This window comes from Veillonella parvula (assembly GCF_018366295.1).
Classification (GTDB): domain Bacteria; phylum Bacillota; class Negativicutes; order Veillonellales; family Veillonellaceae; genus Veillonella; species Veillonella parvula_P.
In genome coordinates this window covers 1-24,504 of record NZ_JAGZIJ010000012.1, presented here as the reverse complement: position 1 = coordinate 24,504, position 24,504 = coordinate 1, and the positions used below count along the sequence as shown (strand labels likewise).

Sequence of the window (24,504 nt, the reverse complement as noted above, 5' to 3'; positions counted from 1 at the left end):
ATTAACGACCTTCTATAACACCTTCCATTGAAATATATAGAGACTGCAATTCCTCCAGCATATCTGGAGCTGCATACCAATAGCCACGTTGAGCGGCTTCTAACAAAATTTCTGCAATGCGCTGTAAGGCCCAAGGGTTTACATTGCGCATCCAGTCTTGCACCACTTTGTCTAAGGCATATTTGTTAGCATACCCCTCATAAACCCAGTCAGGCACCACATCACTGGTAACATCCCAGCCAAAACTATGAGAAACCACATTAGACATATCCGATGCCCCTTTGTAGCCATGGTTCATCATGGCCTGAATGAATTTCGGATTCTGCGTTTCCCCTTGTACAACGCGGCGAAACTCATCCGATAAGGACCGCATCATGACGCGGCTGCGATCTGTACTATCCCCCACATAGGCACGAGGGGCACTACCTTTTGCATTTCGCACCGCCGCAATTAGACCACCATGATAGCTGTAATAATCATCAGCACTCAAAATGTGCGTTTCCCGATTATCTTCGTTCTTAATGGTTACATCCATCGTAGTTAATCGCCGTTGGAATAGCCTCATATCCTGAGGAATATCCTCATGCAGGTGAAAGCTACTCCACTTGCTGTAAACTTGTGCAATGTCGCTTAAGGACTCCCAATTTTTCCCTTCAATCAGGGCACCCACACCCGTGCCATAGGCTTGTGGTGGGTCGCCAAAGATACGAAGGCGCGCTTTTTTAGTGGCTAGCATAGGATCTTCACCTTGTTCAACAAGCCAATCCACATCATCATGAATATGCTTTTTCACGTAGTTGTCTTCCAAGGACTCATCTAATTCTGCTACCATTTCAACTGCCTTGTCGAGCCAACTAATGGCAGTAGGCATCATATCTCGAATAAGACCACTGATGCGGCCCATCACGTCGATACGAGGGCGTTGTAATTCATCTAGCGGAATAACCTCGAGACCTGAAATACGACCGTTAGATTGCCATTTAGGACGAACCCCCAACAAGTAGAGGAATTCACCTAAACACTGACCATGACTTCTAGAATTGCTACTAGCCCATAAGATAATCCCTATCGTCTCGGGATAGCGCTGTTCATTTAAAATATAATCAACCATAACTTGATCTGCAAGCTCTATACCTAATTGGTAGGCTATCTTTGTCGGCAAGGCTCTTTCATCTAAACCATAAAAGTTACGACCCGTAGGTAATACATCGACTTGACCACTCGATGGGGCTCCACCGGGACCAGGTTCGACATAGGTTCCTTGTAACGCTTTAGAGATAGAGCTGAGCTCATTTTGGGTTTGACCTAATTTAGGTATATACTCACGAACTATGGCATCTACCAAAGGCTCTAAACTTTGAGGCGCCTTATAATCTGGTTTATGTATAATATTAGACACAAACGCTCGTAATTCCTGCCAAATTCTATCGATAATCACACTATTACGAATTCCGTCATCATTGATTTCGCCAGCATGTTCCTCTAGATACGACCAATCATGCCCTAACTCAGCGGCTAGCGTTTCAAGACCTGATGCAATATCTCCTTGAGGGGTCCGTATGATAGCGGTAATAAATTCTTCTAAATCTGTCCCCTCAGGGCCTTGACCCAATATATGTAAACCATTGCGCATTTGCATATGTTTCAAATCGCTTAGCTTTTCGTGAACTTCTGTAATTATATCGTCCACCACCATAGTAGGTCCCTTTTCTTCATCGATAAGATGACAGGCCAGGGCCTTTTCGCGAATCACTTCGCCTATGTCAGCTACACTCTCAGGATGCTCCTGTTCAAAATGACTATGCTCATCTAGTAAAGCTTCTAGTTCTTCAAATTCATCGTAGAGTCCCGCCGTCGTCATCGGTGGCGACAAGTGGCCCACTAAACAGGCTGAACTACGCCGTTTTGCTTGTATACCTTCCCCAATGATGGTTGTCCAGTACGGGTAAATATTTGGCAAACTAGAGATACCGATTTCAGGATAACAGCTAGCGCTGAGACCAGCCCCCTTACCTGGTAGCCATTCTAAGGAGCCATGTGTGCCTACATGAATGACCGCATCCGCTTCAAAGACATTCCGAACCCAATGGTAGAACGCCAAGTATTGATGCGGTGGAGGCAAACATGGATCGTGATAAATAGCAGATACATTCTCTCCGAAGCCGCGCGGTGGTTGCACCGTAATCCACAGATTGCCATTTGAAAAACCTGGAATGATGACTTCATCATCGTAGACAAATACATCTCCTGGGGCCTCCCCCCAAGATGTAACCATAGCTTGTTGCGAATCTGCTGGCAGTGTTTCAAAGTATGCTTTGTAATCCTTACTGCTCAAGCGACCTTCAGCCGAAGCTAGCAACTCATCGGTAAGCATGGAGCGGTCGTTTGTCATGTGGGATGTAACAATGTCCATTAAATCTGCACTCGTATCAGGCACAGAATCTATCGTATAACCTTCCTCTTTCATCTGTTCTAATAATCGTAGCACCGACTCAGGTGTATCAAGGCCTGCTGCAGAACCAATATTAGAATTCTTAGGCGGATAGTTGTGTAAAATAATGGCTATCTTTCGCTCAGATACAGGAATATACCGCAACTTAGACCATTTAATAGCTCGCTGAACGACGGCGGCAATGCGCTCTTTCACAGGTAAATACACATAGTGACCACGCTCATCAAAGGTCTGACAAGCCACTACACCGCCTTGAATAACACCATCTAACTCAGGCTGTGATATGGATAAATTCACATCTAACGGCGTAACTCCTTGTGGATTCTCAGCCCAGGATTTCTCATCCATGTATATGGTATACCCTTGAACGATAGGTACGTCCTGTAATTTTAACTCCTCCAAGGTTTGAGCCCCTAAGGACTGGAAGGAGAATTTACAAGTATTGATAAGCACGTCAAAGGGGAATATATCCTTCCCAAAAAGATGGTTCATGGACAATTTCATATTCGGAATGCCTACGCGAGGATTCGAACCGTATTGCCCATAAAAAATAATCGGATTGTACTGATGTTTATAAATTTCTTCAAATAAGGCCTGTTGATAATAAATATCCCCCATAATCCACTCGTCACGGTAAAAGTACACCGCAATGGACGGCCAATCAGGGTTTCCTTCGGCATCCATAATCTCATCATAGGTCTCATAGATATTGCCTGCTCGCCCCATAATGGCTTGCCACGGAATTCGGTCAGGTTCTTCCCATTCAGAAATTGGTTTTGTACTGAAAGCACCGTTAATGAGCCGCACATAGTTCATGATGCCACTAGTACGACGATAACTTTCAAGACGAATCCGTTTATCCTCATCTATATTACGATACAGAATATCCGTTTTCTTAGGTTCTACCACATCGATCCAGTATTTTGGATGATGCGCATATAGCCATCGTTCAAGGCGTTCTAAGAATGGCGAGTCTAAGCCAACCCCCATGTTTGTTACGAGTACTACATCGGCAGCACGAAGGCGACTTTCAAAATCACCGTCCCAGAGAGGAGGCTTTTTCATATTGCAAATATCCACCTCGCCTTGTATCAATTCAGGGTAGGTAGCAACGGCCTTTTCTATATATTGGATTTGTTTTCCTAAGTTAGAAATATACATGAGTCGACTCATGATCTACCTCCGAGACACTCGCAAAATACGATCTGCAGTAATAGTATCCATGGCATAATAACTGCCATTCATCAATTTACATAATTCCTTAGCCAATCCAAGTTTGATAAAGCCCGTTTCCGTATCGATAACGATACAATCTACAGGCAAAGTACCAAGGATACGAGCCCATTGCTTGGACTCCGCTATAGGGTCCTCAGAATCACCCGACGTAGCTCGACCATCGGTGATACATATAATCTGAATTCGTTCCGCCCGATGGGCACGCAACAATCTATCGCACATGGTATAGGCCATCCGTAAACCGTGAGCTAACGGCGTTTTACCGCCTGTAGGCATAGAGGCTAACAATCGCTCTGCTCGCTCTACGCTGCGCGTGAAAGGCAATAACACCTCTGCCGACTCCTTGCGGAACGCAATGAGCCCTACCGAATCACGGTGGATATAAGAATCTCGCAAGAGACTGAGAATAGCCGCTTTAGTGGCCTCCATACGATGACGCGCCGCCATAGACCCACTGGCATCTACTACGAAAAGCTGGTATGCACCAATGCGCTTTTCACGGGCTTTTCGGCGGTAATCCTGAGGTTTTATCACTAAAGATAATCCCTTGCCGCCTTGTTGCTTTAATTGCTGGGACTGAGTAGATAGCTTTTCTTGTTCCATTTTAGTAGCAGCCCGCAATCGTTGGTAGGGTGCTGCTGCACGCAATGTATCGACTAGCGCTAAGTCCTCTAGCGCATGTTCATCTTGGTAAGCTCGAATCATACGCCCTCTAGTGTCCTTTGTTTTGGTCATGAGGCGACGACCTGAGCCCTTGCGATACTGACGGTCTACTGTTTTAGAGGATTCTAGTTTCCATTGGAATAATTGGTTAGCTATACGGGCAACCGTATCGGGCAAACATAAAGAGGATAAGCGTTGTGAGTCGTCTCCACCTACGTTCATAGCCTCGGAATCACTGGATTCCTTCTGTGTAGCATCTAAGTCGTTAGATTGATTAGAACCATCAGCTTCACTTGAATCGTCTTGCTGAGAAGATGCATCTTCTGCACTATTCATAGCAGAATGAGTGTCCCCATCATTAGCGTTTGAATCCTTAGGAGCTGCTTCATTGCCCATAGAATCATTTTGGTCCGCTTCATATTGTGCATCTTCATCAGCTTGGTCCGATGCATGTTCGGCCCTATTTTCTAGTTGATTTCTATCTGTTTTACTATTTCCATTCTCCCCTTGTGAAGGCTGTGATGTGGTTGTGTCATCACGCTTCATCCGATGAGGCAGTACATAAAGAGCGGCCCGCTCTGCATGAATGGGCTTACAGTAAGAAACCCCCTCAAGAAGCGCCAGTGATTTCATAACTTGAAGCAATATAAACTCTGCACCGTAACCTACAGTACGAGCTTGGAGTGCATAGGAAATGGCTAATGAAATCATTGCATCAGGAACGGCAATCGATGAAATCCGCTTATGATCGATTAAACTGACTACATCCTTAGATGAGTGCTCTTCTGTTGAAGGTAACACAGTATCTGCACAAGAAATTACATCTCGAGTTTGTTGTAATACCGCCACCCTAGACTCCAATGAAGCTGGTTCCATAGATACGTGTACATCTACGAGTTCCCATTCCGCATCAGTTAAGGCTCTATGCTCATGGTTTATGGTCATAATCAACAAGATGTGACGGCCTTTTGCCTCTGTTAATAAGGCATGACGCACTTCTGGGGATACCACATGACCATCATCGATGAGCCAGCATCGCGTATTATCGTCATCTAATAGACTAGAGGACATAACCATCTTGCCTTGCTCGAGAGAGGCTTCAAAATCGATGCTTTCTTGAAGTTGTGAGCTATCTATATAAACCGGTATAACACGATAGGGAATATGCCATGTATTGAGGCACTGACGAACCATAAAACTTTTACCGACACCAGTTCCCCCAGAAATGACAATGCTATGTATCTGGTCGTTTACAAGGCCTATTTTGAGAGCCTCTTGTACAGATGTTTCCATAGCTAGCCCTCGATTACCGCAGATACTGCTGTATCGATGCGGTCTTCGTCGTGACCTTGTTCTTCAAAAGGCAATCTCCGCATGCGATGTTTTAACGTCAATCTTGCAGCCACCTTAATGTCGTCATCTACGATTTGTGAGCGACCGTGAAAGGCTGCATGAGCGCGAGCGGTGTGCATCATCGTAATATCTGAACGATGGCCATCAACGCCAACGCCGATACTAATGCTTGCTATCTTAAGCAAACTATCATCGGAGGGAATAATGGTTGGCAATAATTTGCGAGCTTGTAGCAAGCGCTCATGTAATGCTTGCTCCGATTCCTCATAAGACGCTATAAACGCTTCTGGAGCATCGCCAAATGCAAGACGTCGCTTAATCACCTCCATCCGCTGGGCTGGATCCTGTTCACCATAGACCATGACGGACAACCCAAAGCGATCTAATAGCTGAGGTCTTAGGTCCCCCTCTTCAGGGTTCATAGTTCCGACGAGGATGAAGCGAGATGGATGAGAATGGCTTACTCCTTCACGCTCTACCGTGTTTACCCCCATAGCGGCCACGTCTAGCAAAATATCTACAATATGGTCATCTAATAGATTCACCTCATCTACATAGAGAATATTTTGATGTGCTGCGTGTAAAATCCCCGGTTCAAAAGCTTTTACCCCCTCTTGCAACGCCTTTTCTAAATTAATAGACCCTACAACGCGGTCTTCCGTAGCATTTATAGGTAATTCTACTACGGTCATCGCATCAGTCCCTGTTTCCATGGGAGGTAACAGGCTTGGCAATGCACGTACAGCCGTAGACTTTGCAGTGCCCTTTTCGCCCTCAATTAACACACCGCCAATGGACGGATTGATGGCATTTAGCAAAAGAGCCAATTTCATTTCATCTTGACCAACAATAGCAGTAAATGGATATAACATAAGCCTGACCTCGCTAGGAATAGCAATACAAATATATCAAGATAAACAGGAAATTTACTGACCTATACATAGGCACCCATATGTCTATTTCAGTTGAGGGTCAATTGACATCTCTCCACTAGTCTCTGTTTGTTTATAATCCTCAATATCCGTAGTTCCTTTTGGGAACACAAAGATACGTTGTTGTTTGAAATATGGATCGTCGTAAACTGCTGCAGACAAGTGGAAGGCAGCTTTTAAATTATCTGCAGTGAGCACATCTCGAGGTGCACCTACATCAACGATGTGACCATCACTAACTAAGACGAGTTTAGTGCAATATTTTGCGGCTAATTCTAAGTCATGAACGACAATTAAAATCGTTTTACCTTCGTCACATAATCTGCGACCCTCATGAAAGATATCGTCAGCATATACTAGATCGAGGGCAGCCGTCGGCTCATCTAGTAATAGGACCTCTGTTTGTTGTGCCAAAGCCTTTGCTAAGAATACCCGTTGACGCTCACCGCCACTCAAAGATTGTACAGAACGATTCCGCAGATGATAAACGCCTACCTCTTTCATAGCCTGTTCAACGATAACTTTATCTTCAGGGCCTTCTTGTTCCCACCATTTCAAATAAGGATAACGAGCGGTCATCACAATATCGATGGCTTCATAATCGAAGGAAACATTTACAGACTGTTGCATATACGCCACATGATGAGCGATTTCTTTATCGCTCAAAGAAGAGATGCTTTTACCATCCCACAAAACATCTCCACCAGATGTAGGATAAAGGCCACGCAATGCTTTTAACAACGTTGTTTTACCAGAGCCATTAGGGCCGATAATGCCTACGAACTCGCCCCGGTCAATAGCAAAGGATGCCTCTTTTACAATGGTTGTGTCTCCTAACGTGACAGATAGAGATTGAACATCTAGTTTCATTAGGCCCCTCCTTTACGACGCAAGCGATGAAGTAAATATAGAAAATATGGTGCCCCTAATAGAGCCGTCATGATACCTACGCGAATCTCAACTGGCTGAGCAATAACGCGACCTAATGTATCACAGAATACGAGGAATAATGCGCCTCCAACGGCCGCCATAGGCAATAGTATTCGATGATCTGGCCCTACTAAGATACGCACAATATGCGGTACCACAAGACCTACAAAGCCAATGGAACCACTGACGCACACCGCAGTAGCAGTAACGACAGATGCCAAAAACAGGAATAGCATGCGATACACCATAACAGGCAAACCCAAGGCACGCGCCTCTGTATCGCCGAGAACGAGTACATTCAGGTGACGACCGAGCATCATTAATATAACGCTGCCCGTCATGATAGGCCCCACCGCTAGTAGAACGTGGTCCCAGCGACGAAAATCAAGTCCACCCACCATCCAAAATAGGAATTCACGCAAGCGGTATTCATTAATCATAGTCAAAATGCCCGATGTGAAAGCACCGAGCAGCATACTAACAGCTACACCAGCAAGCAACAAGGTGGTCGTGTCGAGCTTGTTATTACGCCATGTTAACAATATAGTAATCCCAACGGATACAAAGGCCCCTACGAAGGCAAAGGCAGGCATGTAAAACATGCCAAGAGATGTTACACCAAGGGCGATGGCGATAACGGCGCCGAGAGATGCCCCTGCGGATACGCCCATAATACCTGGATCAGCCAACGGATTCGAGAATACCCCTTGCATAACGGCGCCAGCGATTGCCAAGGCACCGCCTACGAGTAGTCCAATGATGAGGCGCGGCATCCGAATAAACCACAGTACCGCCTCTTGTTCAGCAGAAATAGGTTCAGTAAAACTCACTGGTATACCCATACCATTCAAAATACTTTGGACGCCCCCTCCAATAGGAATCATAATGGTCCCTATATGGAGCGCCAATAAGCTCACGATACATAGCAATACCCCAATCAGAGTGATCGCCATGATGCGTTGTGTCTGTTTAGTCATGAGAATTCCTTTCTAATTGAGGATACACAGTATACATAATGGCTAGCATCGCTTCCCCAATATGCTGATTCATAGTATATAAGTACGCTGCCGGTAAAGGCTTAACACGATTTTCCTTGATAGCCGGCAGATTTTGAAAGGCCGGATTTTTTAAATATCGATCCGCCAAATTCTTGTCCATTCCCTTATAGGATGGAATAAAAATGTAGTCTGGATTCATGGCTAATACCCGCTCCTCCCCAAAGGGTATGTGCGGCGGTAAGCCAATCCGATTCGGTGCATTATAGATACTCATATAGTGACACATATCATCAAAAAGGCTTCCTGTTCCCGTATATCCGTCCATAGATGATACAAAGAGAACCGTCTTGCGCTGCTCAATTGGAATAGATTCTGCTAGGTGCTTTATTTCATCTATTTCACGATGAATCTTCCGAATGTAAAAGCTACCCTTTTCATCTTCGCCGATAATATGAGCAATATCCATCACATTCTGAATCACTCCGTCCACCGTAGAAGGGGTAGGTACCACAACAGTGGCTATACCCATGTGCCGTAAGCCATAGATAACATCAGCCGATATATAATCTGGCGCTATAACGAGATCCGGTTTCAAGGCTATGATTTTCTCCAAAGGATACGAACTCAACACTGGTTTTACCAGCTTTGCGCGCTTTGCCTCTAGCGAATATTCCTCATAGGTAGACAATTTATTAATGCCTGCTAAACGTTCTGGTTCTATAAGTCCTAATAAAATTGTGTCGAACGCAGAAGACAATGATAAAATCCGTTTTGGATGCTCTGGAACAGCAACTTGAACGCCATCGTGACTTTCAACATAACGAGTATATGGCGTTACATTTGCCTCCGATTGAGGTCCACAACCCGCTATACATACACAAAGGAGTATCATCAAACATATGAAAAATCCAATTTTCTTGTTCATGATGATACTCCTTGTATAGTTCTAATTAGTGATTACATAAAGACTAGAATTTTTGAGTATAGCTGAGTTGGTAATTAAATGGTTCATCCCAGTATTCCCAGTCTCCGTTTGAAATAACATTATGACGGTTTAACAAGTTACGTGCATCTAGCCGCAAGGATGAGTTTTCATTGAACTGATAGCCTACGTATGCATTCCAAGCTATAAGATTTGGGTTTGTACCGCCATCGCGGTTCTTCATCCGTTTTGTGACAAAGTTGATGCTAGTACCTGCAGTCCAGGTTGAGCTATTGTAATGGATACCCCCTGTAAATTGCAATTTAGGGTTAGCTTGTTTCCAATAGATCTTATCGATTTCTCGTTGTTTTGGATTAGAATACGATGCACCCACAGTCATTTTTAAGTGATCTGTTAATTTACGACCATATTGAGCTTCGATACCGACATTTCTATAACGACCACCATTTACGCGAATCGTGTTTTTACCATTGCTATCCGGTTTCCAAGAGAAGAAGTTTTTAAAGTCCATATAGAAGAGCGCTACTTTCCAGCTATCTTTGTTAGTAATGTGTTTATAGCCTAATTCGTAATTCCAACCTTCTTCAGGTTTCAAATTACGTCCACTAACAGAGGCATAGCCTTTATTAATTTTCTTGAAAGTATCGCTTAAGTTCGGCATTCTAAAGGCTTTACCAACATTTATGTACATGGATGATTCCTTGTTAATACGATGTTGTAATTGGAATTGAGGAATTAATACGCGTTGATTTTTCACAGGGTCTTTAATATCCGAATAACGCAAGCCTAAAATACTAGTCCATTTAGGATTGATTTGATAGGAGTATGTACCATAAATGGCATAACTATTGCGATGTGGATTTCCATAGTATGGACCAGATGTAGTGCGATATGTTTCTCGTTTACCAAGTACACCTGCAATGAAATAGTCCTTGCCACCGCGGAAGTCCCATTCATGTTGCACATCGAAACCATATTGTCGAGCAATATAGTTGTTATCACTCAACGTATATGTCTTTTTACTATGTATGCGACTTTTACCATACAAATCTCTATCATTGTAGAAGATTGTACCTGTAGTATTGCCATCTTTATAAACTAAAGACGCATTATTTTTAGTATCTTTATAAGCATATGTTGTAGAGTGAAGCTTTTGCTTAATAGGATTCGTTTCCGTACTCAACTGTCCAAAGGAAGAATTACCTTCAAAACGGCTAAAGTTCAAAGTCAACTTATCATTTAATTTACCGCTCATAAATACACCTAAGGAATTCCCTTTGTTACGAGCTGTATAATATTCATAGCCTCTAGCATAAGCACCGATATCGGAGCGGATAGGGGTTTCTGGATCTTGAGCACCAAAGAAGTTACGTTCCACACCAATTAAGAAGCGAGGCGTGCCATAGTTAATTTTATAAGTTTGGCGACCCATATTACCAAAACCTACCGTAGCAGAGCCCCCTTCTTTACTTGGAGTCTTAGTAATTACATTGATAACACCACTCATAGCATCAGCGCCATATAAAGCAGAGGCTGCACCTTTTAATACTTCAATGCGTTCAATAGAGCTAGTCGGAATAGAACTAAGGCCGCCCTTGCCATTGAGGTTCATCGGTACCCCATTCATGAGAATCAAGGATCCCCGTTCAAGGCCACGGATATTCACACGGCTATCCATAGCCCCATATTCAAGACCGGATGCACCATAGGAAAAAGACGTAATGCCTGGTACCATATTAACTGCATCAAATGCATTTTTAGCACCGCTATTAGCTAAGTCCTTTTGAGTAATAACATCCATCGCAGCCGGCGTATCTAAATCTAAAAGAGCCATGCGATTTGCTGTTACATTAATAGTATGGATTTCAGATACTCCATTAGTTTCACTCGATGCAGCTGTAGTGGGAGTCTTATCAGCACTTACCTCTGCTGCATATCCATTCACAGACAATCCTATCAATGCTAAACCCACAAGTATAGATATACGATGCTTAATTTGTTGTCTCATACCAAATGCCTCACTTAACACATATATACATTCACACAATTATATAAACTACATATTTGTATTATTACACATTTATTTGGCCCGCACAAAACCCATACCCCTACCGCTACTGCATTCTCGGGGGATTGTATCGTTAATACATATTAAAATTTTTGTGTATAACTTAATTCATAATTGAATGGTGCATCCCAATATTCATAATCGCCATTGGATACTACATTATGACGGTTCAAAAGATTGCGTGCATCGAGGCGTAATGTAGCATCTTTGTTAAAGTGATACCCAACGTAAGCATTCCAAAGAGCAATGTTAGGATTCAAGCCGCCATCACGATTGCGCAAACGTTTGGTAACAAAGCTAAAGGATGTACCAGCTTCCCAGGTTGGGCTTTTATAATGAATGCCGGTTGTAAACTGTAACTTAGGAGCCGCTTGTTTCCAATAGCTTTCATTCATTTCCTTTTGTTTTGGATTAGAATAAGAACCACTTACACTCATTTTGAGTCGATCTGACAAATGTCTACTATACTCAGCTTCAATCCCAACATTGTGGAATTTACCACCGTTTACGCGAACGGTTGGGCGACCATTTACATCAGGTTGCCATTGGAAGAAGTTCTTGAAGTCCATATAGAACACGTCCACCTTCCAGCTATCCTTCTTATTAAGACGTTTATAACCTAATTCATAGTTCCAACCCTCTTCAGGCTTAAGATTTTTACCACTTACTGCTGTGTATTGGCGGTTCACGCTACGGAATGAATCACTCAAGCTAGGCATCGTGTAAGCTTTCCCTATATTTAAGTACATGGAGGAAGCTTTATTGATGGTGTGCAACAATTGGAACTGAGGCGTTAATACATGTTGGTCCTTAATAGGATCACTAATGGCTGTATAACGTAAGCCCAAAATGGCAGTCCATTTGGGATTGATTTCACGAGAATAGCTACTGTACACCGCATAGGTATTACGATGAGGCCGTGTATACACAGGGGCCTGTGTGGCACGATAGGTTTCTTGCTTACCTGTAACACCGGCAATCAAATAATCCTTACCGCCTCTAAAGTCCCATTCATGTTGTACATCTATACCATATTGACGAGCTACATAACTGGTTTCGGTCGGCTTGAACTGTTTAGCACTATGAACACGGCTTTCACCACGCATAGTACGGTCATTATAAAACAATGTTCCCGTCGTATTATCATCCTTATAAATCAAAGATGCATTATTACGGTCATCCTTGTAATGATATGTCGTAGAATGACGAGCCTGTCTCACAGGATTTCTTTCTGTACTAATCAAACCAAAGGAGGAACGGCTTTCAGCGCGAGTATAATTTAAGGTTATCTTATCTGAAAGCTTACCGCTCATGAACACACCTAAGGAATTACCTTTATTGCGCGTAGTGTAGTAATCATAACCCTTGCGGCCTGTATAGTCATACCGCACCGGTGTAGATGGATCTTGAGTCCCCCAGTATTTTCTATCGATACCAACGAGGAATCGATCAGTACCATAAGAAATATCAAATCTCTTGGAGCCTCGATTACCTACAGCTACCGTAGCAGAACCGCCCTCTTTTGACGGCGTTTTTGTAATAATATTTATAACGCCACCTAAAGCTTCTGCGCCATATAAGGTAGAGGCCGCCCCCTTTACAACTTCGATGCGCTCAATGGCACTGGTAGGTATAGAGCCAATTCCGCTCTTACCATTTAAGTTCATAGGTACACCGTTTACAAGAACAAGTGCACCGCGATCGAGACCACGAATATTCGTACGGCTATCCATGCCACCAAAATCTGCGCCAGACGCACTAAAGGAGTTAATGGTTACACCCGGTACATTAGCGACCGCATCAAAAGCCGTCTTAGCACCGCTATTTTGTATATCCTCTTGAGTAATAACAGAAGTCGATACTGGTGTATCTAAATCTAATAACGATGTACGATTAGCGGTAACATTTATGGTAACTTCTTCCTCATTATTGTTCATTGTTACATCTGCAGCATAACTATTAATTGACATAGTAGTTAATGCCATAAGCACTGCTACATAGACTTGTTTATTCATTCGTTTCATCATCCACGCCTCTTTTTTCAATTATTCCATATTATATATAATATTTAATCGTCCATTTGGTAATGTTTGTACCGTGGCGGACACGCCGTAAATATGGCGAATGGTATCCTCTGTCAATACTTCATGAGGGGTACCTGTACACACTACTGAACCGTCTTTTAACGCAATGAGACGATCACAATAGATGGCTGCTAGATTCAAATCGTGAATAGCAGCCACTACGGTTGCATCAAGGCGTTTTACAATCGTCATCAGTTCCAGCTGATACTTAATATCTAGATGGTTTGTCGGCTCGTCTAACACTAGGCATTCTGTGCGTTGTGCCAAGGCACGCGCTAAGATAACGCGCTGCTGCTCACCACCAGATAAGGTATTAAAATTGCGACTTTCAAAATCACTAAGCCCTACTTGAGCTAATGCATGTCGGGCGATTTCATAGTCATCAATTTGATCTCTATCGAGTAGCCCTTTATAAGGGGAACGGCCCATGAGAACCATTTCAAGGACGGAAAAATCAAAGTTAACCGTACTATGCTGTGCCACTACAGCCATTTTTAAGGCTGTATCGCGATGACTTAAGGAACTCATTTCAGTGCCATCAAAGAAAATCTTCCCATGATTAGGCTGAAGCACGCGGTATAAGCATTTCAAGAACGTACTTTTACCACTACCATTAGGACCAATAATGCCAACGAATTCCTTATTTCGTATATCTAGGGAAATATCCTGAAGAATCGTTTTAGAACCAAATGAGACTTGGATATTATCTGTTTGAATATTCATTATTCCCCTCCAAATCCGTAGTTCTTACGCACCAACATGTATACAAAGGTTGGTGCCCCAATGAGAGAAATGAGAATGCCGATTGGCAATTCTGCGTGAGGAATAATACATCGGCACAAGCCATCAGCAATGACGAGGAAAATACTGCCCCCTAATGCGCTGAACGGAATCAAAGTCCAGTGATTCGTTCCGATTGTCATGCGCACGAGGTGAGGAATCAAGAGGCCTACAAAGCCAATCATGCCCGCCGCGTACACTACAAAACCGATGATAAGAGAGCTAATAATCAAATAGACTTGGCGGTACGTATGTAAGTCGCGCCCTAAAGTTATGGCCACCTCATCACCGAAGAGCATCATGTTTAAAATTCTGCTTTGAGACCAGAAAAAGATGATGCTCACGAGGACAACGACGGCAATAAACGGCAACATATCCCATTTAGCGCCCGCAAAACTACCCATCAACCAATATGTAATGGTTTGGATGCCTTCCTTATCGTCCGCTAAATAAACCACAAAACTAGAGAAGGAGCTACATACGGCGCTTAACGCCAAGCCCCCTAAAATCAATTTCACCGAATTTGGTCGGCCACCCAAGTTCGAGATAAACAATACACCGAAGGAAATCGCCATAGCCCCGATAAAGGCCATAACGCCGACGAAGTTCTCACCGAACATAACGCCTACACCAAATAAAATAGCTATCGTAGCACCGAGAGACGCACCGGAGGAAATCCCCAAGATATAAGGATCTGCCAGTGGATTCTTAACGATGGCCTGCATTATAACGCCAGATACGGCAAGACCTGCTCCAATAATAGCGGCCATCAACAACCGCGGCATACGTAGTAACCAAATAATAGTCTGATCAGGACTATTCATAGGATCATCAATAGCCAATGGGCTAGAAAATTGATCTATTACAATATTGAGAATTTGAGAAAGTGAAAACTGTACTGTACCAACAGAAAGTCCCCATAGAATGGCTACTGCTAGCACCCCTATGAGGACAAATCCGCCAGCAGTATATCCAATTCGTTTTAGCATACTGCTCCTTTATTAATGAATTAAATCTGGTACCCCTTCTGGATATAGATTAGGATACAACCCATGCGATACGATGTCGATACCATCTAATAAACGAATACCAGGACTATATACAGCAAGCAATGGCAAGAAATGAACGCGTTTATTGCGCAATGCATTAACACCTTGTAAACCTGGCTGCGTTAATACATAGTTCATAATCACATCCGCTTGACTATATTCGCCGTCAGACACGATCAAGAAAATTACATCCGGATTCTGCTCCACCACGTCCTCCATGCTAATGGATGGCGTTTCCGTGTCGATCACATCGGCGTGCAAGGAAGCCCCTATATTACCAGCTAATGTCTTATGTCCATACAATCGAAAATGCTTGCCTTGCACCTCAATAAACAATGCCTTTGGTGGCTTCTCATGAGCCGTTTGGGCTACCGTGTACGCCACAGATTGTTGCATCTCTTGAATGAGACGCTCTGCTTCCATGTTTCGATTAAAAATACGCCCCAAATCTCGAATATATTTATACTCCATATCCATGGTGAGCGCCGATTGAGCCCCCAAGGAGGACTCTGCAATATATACATTCGCTTGTCTCGCCTGCCAAAATGTAGGTGTTTGTAACATTTTATTTGTGAAAGTAGACTTCCAACCTACCAACAAATCAGGCTTCATCATTAATACGCTTTCCAAATTGGCGTATTTCATATCCTTATATGGAATTTTATCGTACGCTTCACGGTATTCTGGTCGTACGTATTTGCGATCTGGAATCCCCATGCCCGCTACGATACGATCGCCTTCACCAAGAGCAATGATAGTTTCTATGGAGTTTTGCCACATCGCCACCACACGCTCGGGCACCGCCGTATAGGTACTTTCAAAAGGTTCCCCTCGGCGTACAAAGGATTCAATTGTCACTGGTGGCTGCAATTCGATATGTGCTGGTGTAGACTGATGGTCCTCAACAGTTACCTGCTGAGGACCACAACCTACACATATTAATAGACATAGTATTAATACGCTGAATCTAATCATTAGAATTTATATTTCGCCCCAATCATGAAGGAACGTGCTGGCATAGCCGCACTACCACGACCATTGTAAGCACTATAGCTTGTTTCATAAGCGCGGTTAAGAACGTTATTTACCACGATGTACGCAGTTAAATCTTTTGTTACATCATAGTTGAGGTTCCAGTCCACGATGAGGAAACGTCTATGAGTGAATGCATAGTCGCTGTTGCCAGTGTACCAGTTAATCAACAAGCCAGAATATAGACGCTTGTTATCATAGGAAATGTTCAATGCATAGTGGTTTTGCGGACGCAAGCTATTAATAGCCACATTGATATCATCGCTATTGCTATAACCCCAGTTTGGATCAAGAATCCAACCACCTTTAGATAACCATTTATCTTTCATATGAGAGTAAGACGCACTCATTGTTACATGTTCATTTAATCTGTGGTCTACTGTAATATTGAAAGATTGTTTGTTTTCTTTTGCATTAACTGCTGTTTTTTCAAACTCGCCGGATCTGCTATTCAAAATTGGCAATGTAGCGATGGCATTTCTCATACGCGTGTAATCATAATGAACTGCTACAGTAGTATTATTACCTTTACCAAATGTATGTAATAGGCCCCATGTGAAAGCATCTCCTCTTTCGTCATCTAACGGTGTATTAAATACGCCATCAGTCGCACTATAGTCGCCTGTTTTAAGCGGTCTTAAGATACGAGTCCAGCCCGCGTACATGCTAGTCTTTTTATTAAATTTAACTTGACCATGCAAGCTAGGAGTCAAGGCGCTTACACTACCTTTACCTTGGGAGTCACCGCTGCCATTACCTTGAATGCTGCTATAGTGTACATAGCGCAATGCTGGTGTTAATTCCACATTGTTACCAATGTAGATTTTATCTTGCAAATAAGCATATAAAGTATTGCGACGAATATCAGAAGACACTACATCACCATTACGTTTAATAGAACGGGAGTTCAAATTAGAGCGACTATAGTCGATATTAGCAATGATATCATGCTTATCAAGTTGGCGAGTCCATTGAAGTTCTACACCTGTTTTGTTTTCTTTATACCATCTATTTGGGCTACCTGCCATACCACCTGTGTCAGAAATCCATTGACGCAATGCATCACGACGATCAGGGAATGGTGCCAAATTGGAATCAACCCATGCATTAAATTGCTCAACAGTTGCGCCATTAGGGAATGCCGCCGCATAGGCAGCACGTGCAGTCTCACTACCAAGCTTAGACCATGTATATGTATCGCGACCTTCATATCGATGATCTAAACGATACAATCTAGCAAAGCTTTCCATTTGGCCTTGGCGATCGAAAGTAAACTTTAAATCTGTATCCAAGTTTTTAAACTTACTATAAGAGCCATAGTTACCATCTAAAGCGAATAAATTGTGGTAACCAGGGTTTCTGGAGTCACCATACAACTTAGGTGCATAGCCTTGTGGATTTTTATCTGGATTTACATATTTAGGATCTGTTTTCAGCTTGTAATTAGCATCATATTGGCCAACTTCAGCATTGAAAATAATACGACGCCAATCATCTGCATTCCAGTATTTACGACTAGGCGTAGAAATTGGATAGCCATCACGACCTTTTTTGAAGTTCATAGAAAACTGTAAGCTTTGTTTCTTATTGAACTCATGGTCAATACGCGCATTAAAGCCTTCTTCTTTCCACTTAGAACCTGTAAGAGTTGCTACTTCACCAGTATCGCCATCTTTGTATTTTGAGTCTTGAGACATAGTGCGAGTAGCTGTTACAAAGTAACCAGTAGACGCATTCTTACCTGCCGCACCTTGTACAGTCAAATTATAGCTATGCTTATTCCAGCTGCCTGTAGCCAAATCAACGGAACCGCTGAAATTGCCTTTACCACGGCGTGTAATGATGTTGATTACACCACCTGTAGCATCAGAACCGTATTGAGAAGCACCAGGGCCTTTGATAACTTCGATTTTATCAATAGCATCCATATTGGTTACTTCATCGATATTTACACCTGTAGATTTAGAACCTCTTTCAGAACTATCACCTAAACGACCAGATGTAATATTGTCTACACGACGACCATCCACCAAAACTACAACGCGGGAGTCACCATTGATGGATACACCATTATTGTAGAATTGGTAGCCATACTCACCACCACGGTAACCAGGATTTTGGAATGTAACACCTGGAACGCGTTTAATCGCTTCAGTTACATCGCGATAATGACGTTTTTCAATCTCTTCACGAGTGATAACCTTTACATCACCACCAGTACGGTAATAAGATTGCTCAGTAATGGTATTACCATACTCATCCTTAGCCGCATCGGCTTTCACCGAAACATTATGAACCTCATAACCCTTGAAGTTCTCATCATACGCATATACTTGATACGTACCTAACGCTAACGTTGCTGCAATAGCAGCAGATAAAATACGACGACTCGTCATAAACCCTCCACACACAATAAATACACAATAAAAATAATATTAAAACTAATCCTCTAACAAATGCGTTTCTTGTATTTTCTGAATTACAACTACACACAAACATAATTCATACATTATCAGCTATAGAAGATTAATTATAACCATAATCTACATTAACCACAATCGTAACTGGCTCACCTGTTGTATTCTCTATACCTCCAGAGCTCTCTACGAGGCTAGCAGCAGCATTATCGAGAATGCTAGAGCCACTACTACCGATCATATTCGCACCAGCAAAGTTGCCATCGGCATCAAAAGTGATTTCAAAGGAAACTCGTCCACTGAGTCCACGGCGCACCGCCTGTTGCGGCATCACTTTATTACTCTCAACGCGAGCGATATAACCTGAACTATCGTAAGAGCCCCCACGACGTTCTACATCGCCGGGACCTGGGTCACCACCTTTAGATCCATTACCTTCTTCACTAAGCCCACCATTGCCAGCATTACCACCACCAGGGCCTGGTACATTGCCACTTCCTGGATTACCAACAGGATTATCAGTATTACCATTCAAATTGACTGATGCCGTCTCATTGCCACCTAAGTAAGGATTCAGATTTTTTAAGCCTTCTGTCGGCTTTCCCGATAAATCAGGCAACACACTACCTGCTTTACCGCCCCCTGCGACGGGTTTGTCGTCAGGGTGAATCTTTAGTTTCTCAGGATTCCTCTTTTCTTGAGGAGGTTCTTGCTGCCCCATATCGAGGTTGATAACCAAGTCTTTTTTTTGTGTTTCTGGAGGTTTTATATGACCAAACCAATCACCTACAACACCCCAATATACAAGATTTAATACCAATGCAGCTACGAAAGGAATTCCATATCGTTTGTCTACCATAGAATCACTTCCGTTCTGTAGCTACGCTAACAAACCGAGCACCACTAATTTTAAGATTATCTAAAATATTGATAACGTCCTTATATGCAATATCCTCAGAGGCACGTACAATAAATGCCTGTTGAGGTTCTTTTGCAACAATCCCTTGAATTTCATTACCCAATTGATCAGGGGCAATCTCACGTTCATTCAAATACATTTTATGTGTAGCTGTTAATGAAATCGTGATAGGCTCAATCGTCTTCGCAGAGGAAGAGGAGGCCTTTGGTAAGTTAAGAGGAATTTGTTCCTCTGTATTCATGTATAGCGTACTCATCATGAAAAATACGAGCAAGAAGAAAACGATATCAATCATAGGTATAATCATGATGGTAGGTTCTTTTTGTATGCCTACTGAACTACGTTTCATCGTTGACTCCTAATATATAAATCCATAATAGAACCTAATTTTTGCTCTAACTTTGCAATATCAGAATTTACTTTATCTGTACACCAACTATGGATAGCTAATGCTACGATAGCTACTGAAAGCCCCGTTGCAGTGGCAACCAACGCTTCGGATACGCCGCCTGTGATAACAGTAGGCGCACCAATATCGCCTCCAACGGCTGCGAAGGATCGAATCATACCAACAACAGTCCCCAAAAGTCCAAGTAATGGAGCCATTGTTACCATCATGCTAAGCCAGTTAAGACCGCGTTTTAAACGTTCATCCATGTAACCTACCACATCATGTAAACGGTTCTCTAAACCTTCCGCACTATATACAGACTCCACGATAGGAGATACGAATCTACTCAATGCGTCATCACTATTTTTTATAGAATTTTCTAGAGTAGACCAATTATTACTATTACGACCTGCATCAATGCTATCGGACAACTGTTGTAACTCATGATTGATGTTTCTGTACGTACGAATACGTTCAAATAAAATAGTACATGCTGCTAACATGAATAGTACAAGTGGATACATAACGAAACCACCTGCATTAAATAGGTGAATTGTATACTCCATCATAGCCTCCATATAATGTATAAAATTACGTATTATTTAACAAAAAAATGGTCATCTATATTATTAGATTAACCACCAACATTGACATTATCCTATAAAGCATGTATAAGTACAATAACCCTATACCCCCTACCGTTATGGTATTTCTATAGGATTCCATTCTAAGCACATATTTCATCCACCTTAAATATACATCTATCCACCATATATAGACAACACTAAGTTATCGCATAAATAATTCATAAATATTACAAGAAATATAATAAAACCTTCTATAGCAACTATGTTTAACAAGATAATTTCTTATATTTCATGGTATAAACCCATTACAATTCACTTTCCATTCTCAAAAGATTCTCTGTATTTTTATGAATCTATTATTGCTTTATGAATATAATTTATTTACACATGAATAATAATTATACTTATGATCAACAATATCTTTACAGTCTATTTCTTACTCGTATATCCCTCAATACATCTTATAAACTTATTAACATATAAACTTATACTCAAACTATAAAAATTACAATCCATATAAAAAGAGGACTAAGCCTTCATGGGCTCAGTCCTCTGATTATTCTGATTATAATAACATAAATCCTTAAAGCAAATTATATGCCATTTATAACTCTCATTTATTTTTTAGCTTTATCAGCTTTTATCTTTTTATTTTCTTTTACCTTTTTAGGTTTTTCTTGTTTAACCTTCACTGGTTTTTTCGCATTAACAGCAGAACCTGCAGGCTTTACAAATGCATTGTTAAGATTTGTTGCCACTTGTAATGCTACATCTGCATTTGGCGTAGAAACAATGGATTGACCAGCTACCGTTACAGTGTCACCACTATAGGATGCAGAACCTGGTGTCACTTGATTGTTATGATACAATCGTGCCAATTTACCAGCCATGTAATAAGCACGCTCTTCGCCTGTGTAGCGGCCACTACCTGCTGGAGTATAGATATTATCACCGTTTACGTACACAGTACCATTCGATACGTTTACATGATTCCCAGAATATGTGTACATACGAGAAATATTATTGTTCACCCGATCGGACAACTTTGGATGGTTATTAGGTGCTACCACTTGTGAAAGCCCTTCGCGGTAGTGTTCCCCCACTTTGTTGCGCAGTACTGCCATAGAACCAGCTGCACCACCCACATTGTATGGAGATTCACTTAAAATCTTAAAGCCTAACTCATCAGCAGCTTTTTCTTGACTCATCGTAAACACTTGATTAGATAAGTAGTTGCCTGCCACATTAGATAAAATAGCCGCGCCTTCACTACCACCAGCGGCTATACCGACTGCTGTAGAAAGACCAATTTGTTTCTTAGCGCCATTAATAATATCTTTATGCTCGCCATGAGAAATTTCATGGGCCATTACATAGGCTAATTGATCATCATCCAGTGTATCTAAAGCACCCTTGTTAATAGACATAACACGACCAAGTGTGGCAAACGCATTAAACTCCTCATCAGGATTCGCATAGACAACGTAGGAACGCTTTACACTAGGTGTAGCCTCTAATGTCTTCATAATTCGATTTACACGCTCTTGAGCTGCACTATCGTTTAAATAACCAGTTTTCTCTTTTGTGCGTGCCAAACTCTCCTGTTGCCCCTCTGCAGAATTATCCATTTTATTTAATGCAGTAGATACGTAAGCCATAGCAATAGCACCACCAGCTAAGGATTGTACCGCAGCAGAAGCAGCATTGACAGAAGCCGTTTGCATCACAGTAGGTGCCATTGTCACTGCCATAGCAATAGATAAAGTAGCCGCTGTAAGTTTCTTATTCATTCTCTCAACCTCTCATAATGATAAATATATCACTCATAATTTACATACTATCTATATAATATAAGTTTAGTGTAAATATAAAATGAATAATGGAACAATCATTCATCTATCATAAGATGTTGCAAACTGTTATAGTTAATTCAAGCATTGTTGACTATTGATCTGTCGTTACTGGTTTAGCTGAAAGTACTATCGCTTCTTTACCATCTTTAGAAACAGCGCCACCATGTGTATAGCCTACTACATCAAAGCCCGCCTCAGCACACTGCTCTGCGATGCTTTCATAATTTTCATTCTTACCACGCGTACATGTAGAAAGATGTACCGCAGTAACACCTTTTTTCTTGAAAGACTCAATCTTCTTGGCTAGATCCCCACCACTATGTGTGAACCCCACCAACTCAATATCCTCATCAGCATAACGCTCAAAAGAATCCGCTTTATTCATAAATGCTTTCAAACAACCGCCACAAGAACAGCGCTGCATTGTCTCCTCATTAACGAGGACCGCAATTTTCTTAGCCATATGACCTCCTATAAATATGATATAAGCCTAAGTATACCATATCCATGAGAAAAATATGTGCTTCAAAGCACGATAATTAATGCTAAAAATATACAAATTAAGCATTGATTTAAATAGTACTAGTTTTATTCAACTCTTATAAAAGAACCAAAAAGGTTGTTTAAGTTGTAAAAGTATTATTTATAACAATAAATAATATAACTTGATTTCTCCTTTTTACAGCCCATTAAAGATAGTTAAATACCTTCAAGCTTGAAACCTGATTACAAGGCTAAAGAATTATCCTCATTATTTCTTTAAGCTACAAAAAACTACTATTAAATCTATATAGTAAAGATAAGAATTTGAATAAGTAATAATTTTAAAATTGAGATTTGAAGGCATATATGCTATCATTGAGGAAAGAAGGATTGGGATGGAGAAACCAAAGTTTGAGTTCTATACGCGACCTAATGGACATAATGAATTCCTTGAATTTTACAATACACTTCCTTATAAAGATCGTAGAAAGTTAATGGCTACTATTGAAATTATAGAGAAAAAAGGAATGATTATAGCATTTCAACTTGAACTTGTAAAAAAGTTAGACTATGAAATTTATGAAATAAGATCTAAGATATCCACTCATATACAACGTGTCTTATACTTTCATAAAGATAGTAATAAATATATCGTAACACATGGATTTACTAAAAAAACACAGAAAACACCCGTAAGAGAAATCCAACACGCAAAAACAATTAAAGCAGAATATGAGGAGGAGCAATATGCCAACAATAAAATTTGACAATTTTCTAAAAGAGCAATTAGAAGATCCAAAATTTAAGGAAGGATATTATGAGGAACAAGCTAGACTAGAAAATGCAGCAACAGTCTTAAAGGCAAGGGAAGCTGCCGGTTTAACACAACGAGATTTAGCGAAAAAATCCGGTATCCCGCAATCTACAATTGCTCGCATAGAAAAAGGTGCAAATACAAGTTTAACAACTATGTGTAAAATTGCATTTGCCTTAGATAAACAAGTAAAGATTAGTTTAATATAAAATAATCCCTATATGCTAATTTAATTTAGCATATAGGGATTTTTATGTATTATATACGCAAAAATATAAGCATAATAGTATCTTCTACTGCCCTGCTTACCAGGGCCCCTGGGAGGATAGGAAGCCATACAAAAAAAGGCACACCCTCAGGTGTGCCTTTAATCAATCAGCAGCTTCCTATCCTCCCAGGCCGTCTCCAGCCAAGTACTTTTGGCGTTTATGAGCTTAACTACTGTGTTCGAGATGGGAACAGGTGGATCCTCATAGCCATCGCCACTGAATCTGTCAGAGTTTGTACTCTGAAAACCACA

The 24,504-nt window shown here is 41.5% G+C and carries 19 protein-coding genes and 1 rRNA gene; 2 read left to right on the top strand and 18 right to left on the bottom strand.

What is annotated here, in order from left to right; all coding sequences use genetic code 11:
* Nucleotide 1: 1 nt before the first annotated feature.
* From cobN to KHY58_RS09190, 17 genes are all read right to left on the bottom strand, one after another.
* A complete protein-coding gene (gene cobN / locus KHY58_RS09270; protein ID WP_278473184.1) occupies nt 2-3,625 on the bottom strand; it encodes a cobaltochelatase subunit CobN in 3,624 nt (1,207 codons plus the stop codon).
* Nucleotides 3,626-3,628: 3 nt separating this feature from the next.
* Complete coding sequence (locus KHY58_RS09265; protein ID WP_278473183.1) at nt 3,629-5,644, bottom strand: VWA domain-containing protein; 2,016 nt, start codon at nt 5,642-5,644, stop codon at nt 3,629-3,631.
* Between the two features lie 2 nt (nt 5,645-5,646).
* The gene (locus KHY58_RS09260) at nt 5,647-6,576 is read right to left on the bottom strand and encodes an ATP-binding protein (protein WP_278473181.1); all 930 of its coding nucleotides are present in this window, start codon (nt 6,574-6,576) and stop codon (nt 5,647-5,649) included.
* A gap of 84 nt (nt 6,577-6,660) precedes the next feature.
* Nucleotides 6,661-7,506: an ABC transporter ATP-binding protein gene (locus KHY58_RS09255; protein ID WP_012863677.1), complete on the bottom strand. Its 846-nt coding sequence runs from the start codon at nt 7,504-7,506 to the stop codon at nt 6,661-6,663.
* Entirely contained in the window at nt 7,506-8,543 is a 1,038-nt protein-coding gene (locus KHY58_RS09250; protein WP_278473179.1) for a FecCD family ABC transporter permease, read from the bottom strand. The genes KHY58_RS09255 and KHY58_RS09250 overlap by 1 nt, the downstream gene beginning before the upstream one ends.
* Nucleotides 8,536-9,489, bottom strand: a complete 954-nt coding sequence (locus KHY58_RS09245) for an ABC transporter substrate-binding protein (protein WP_278473178.1) — start codon at nt 9,487-9,489, stop codon at nt 8,536-8,538. Before KHY58_RS09245 ends, KHY58_RS09250 begins: the two co-directional genes overlap by 8 nt.
* Nucleotides 9,490-9,532: 43 nt before the next feature.
* Entirely contained in the window at nt 9,533-11,515 is a 1,983-nt protein-coding gene (locus KHY58_RS09240) for a TonB-dependent receptor plug domain-containing protein (RefSeq protein ID WP_278473177.1), read from the bottom strand.
* 143 nt (nt 11,516-11,658) lie between these two features.
* Nucleotides 11,659-13,602 (bottom strand): TonB-dependent receptor, encoded by a 1,944-nt coding sequence (locus KHY58_RS09235; protein WP_278473175.1) that lies wholly within the window; start codon nt 13,600-13,602, stop codon nt 11,659-11,661.
* An 18-nt stretch (nt 13,603-13,620) separates the two neighbouring features.
* The gene (locus KHY58_RS09230; protein ID WP_195213586.1) at nt 13,621-14,382 is read right to left on the bottom strand and encodes an ABC transporter ATP-binding protein; all 762 of its coding nucleotides are present in this window, start codon (nt 14,380-14,382) and stop codon (nt 13,621-13,623) included.
* Nucleotides 14,382-15,428: a FecCD family ABC transporter permease gene (locus KHY58_RS09225; RefSeq protein WP_278473174.1), complete on the bottom strand. Its 1,047-nt coding sequence runs from the start codon at nt 15,426-15,428 to the stop codon at nt 14,382-14,384. The genes KHY58_RS09230 and KHY58_RS09225 overlap by 1 nt, the downstream gene beginning before the upstream one ends.
* Nucleotides 15,429-15,440: 12 nt before the next feature.
* Nucleotides 15,441-16,463 (bottom strand): ABC transporter substrate-binding protein, encoded by a 1,023-nt coding sequence (locus KHY58_RS09220; protein ID WP_278473173.1) that lies wholly within the window; start codon nt 16,461-16,463, stop codon nt 15,441-15,443.
* Nucleotides 16,463-18,916, bottom strand: a complete 2,454-nt coding sequence (locus KHY58_RS09215; protein ID WP_278473171.1) for a TonB-dependent receptor plug domain-containing protein — start codon at nt 18,914-18,916, stop codon at nt 16,463-16,465. Before KHY58_RS09215 ends, KHY58_RS09220 begins: the two co-directional genes overlap by 1 nt.
* A gap of 130 nt (nt 18,917-19,046) precedes the next feature.
* The gene (locus KHY58_RS09210; protein ID WP_278473170.1) at nt 19,047-19,796 is read right to left on the bottom strand and encodes a TonB family protein; all 750 of its coding nucleotides are present in this window, start codon (nt 19,794-19,796) and stop codon (nt 19,047-19,049) included.
* 4 nt (nt 19,797-19,800) lie between these two features.
* Nucleotides 19,801-20,205 (bottom strand): ExbD/TolR family protein, encoded by a 405-nt coding sequence (locus KHY58_RS09205; protein ID WP_012863667.1) that lies wholly within the window; start codon nt 20,203-20,205, stop codon nt 19,801-19,803.
* Entirely contained in the window at nt 20,202-20,813 is a 612-nt protein-coding gene (locus tag KHY58_RS09200) for a MotA/TolQ/ExbB proton channel family protein (protein ID WP_004694376.1), read from the bottom strand. Before KHY58_RS09200 ends, KHY58_RS09205 begins: the two co-directional genes overlap by 4 nt.
* A gap of 638 nt (nt 20,814-21,451) precedes the next feature.
* A complete protein-coding gene (locus tag KHY58_RS09195) occupies nt 21,452-22,624 on the bottom strand; it encodes a M48 family metallopeptidase (protein ID WP_278473169.1) in 1,173 nt (390 codons plus the stop codon).
* Nucleotides 22,625-22,778: 154 nt separating this feature from the next.
* Nucleotides 22,779-23,150 carry a CGGC domain-containing protein gene (locus KHY58_RS09190; protein ID WP_227065766.1) on the bottom strand — a complete coding sequence of 124 codons (372 nt, stop codon included), beginning with the start codon at nt 23,148-23,150 and terminating at the stop codon, nt 22,779-22,781.
* A gap of 415 nt (nt 23,151-23,565) precedes the next feature.
* Here KHY58_RS09190 and KHY58_RS09185 point away from each other — a divergent pair, with 415 nt between their 5' ends.
* A complete protein-coding gene (locus tag KHY58_RS09185; RefSeq protein WP_278473167.1) occupies nt 23,566-23,937 on the top strand; it encodes a type II toxin-antitoxin system RelE/ParE family toxin in 372 nt (123 codons plus the stop codon).
* Complete coding sequence (locus KHY58_RS09180; RefSeq protein ID WP_278473165.1) at nt 23,918-24,193, top strand: helix-turn-helix domain-containing protein; 276 nt, start codon at nt 23,918-23,920, stop codon at nt 24,191-24,193. The genes KHY58_RS09185 and KHY58_RS09180 overlap by 20 nt, the downstream gene beginning before the upstream one ends.
* Nucleotides 24,194-24,357: 164 nt before the next feature.
* On the opposite strand, the gene rrf is transcribed toward KHY58_RS09180, so the two are convergent.
* Nucleotides 24,358-24,474: ribosomal RNA gene (gene rrf / locus KHY58_RS09175) — 5S ribosomal RNA — on the bottom strand.
* Between the last annotated feature and the right edge of the window lie 30 nt (nt 24,475-24,504).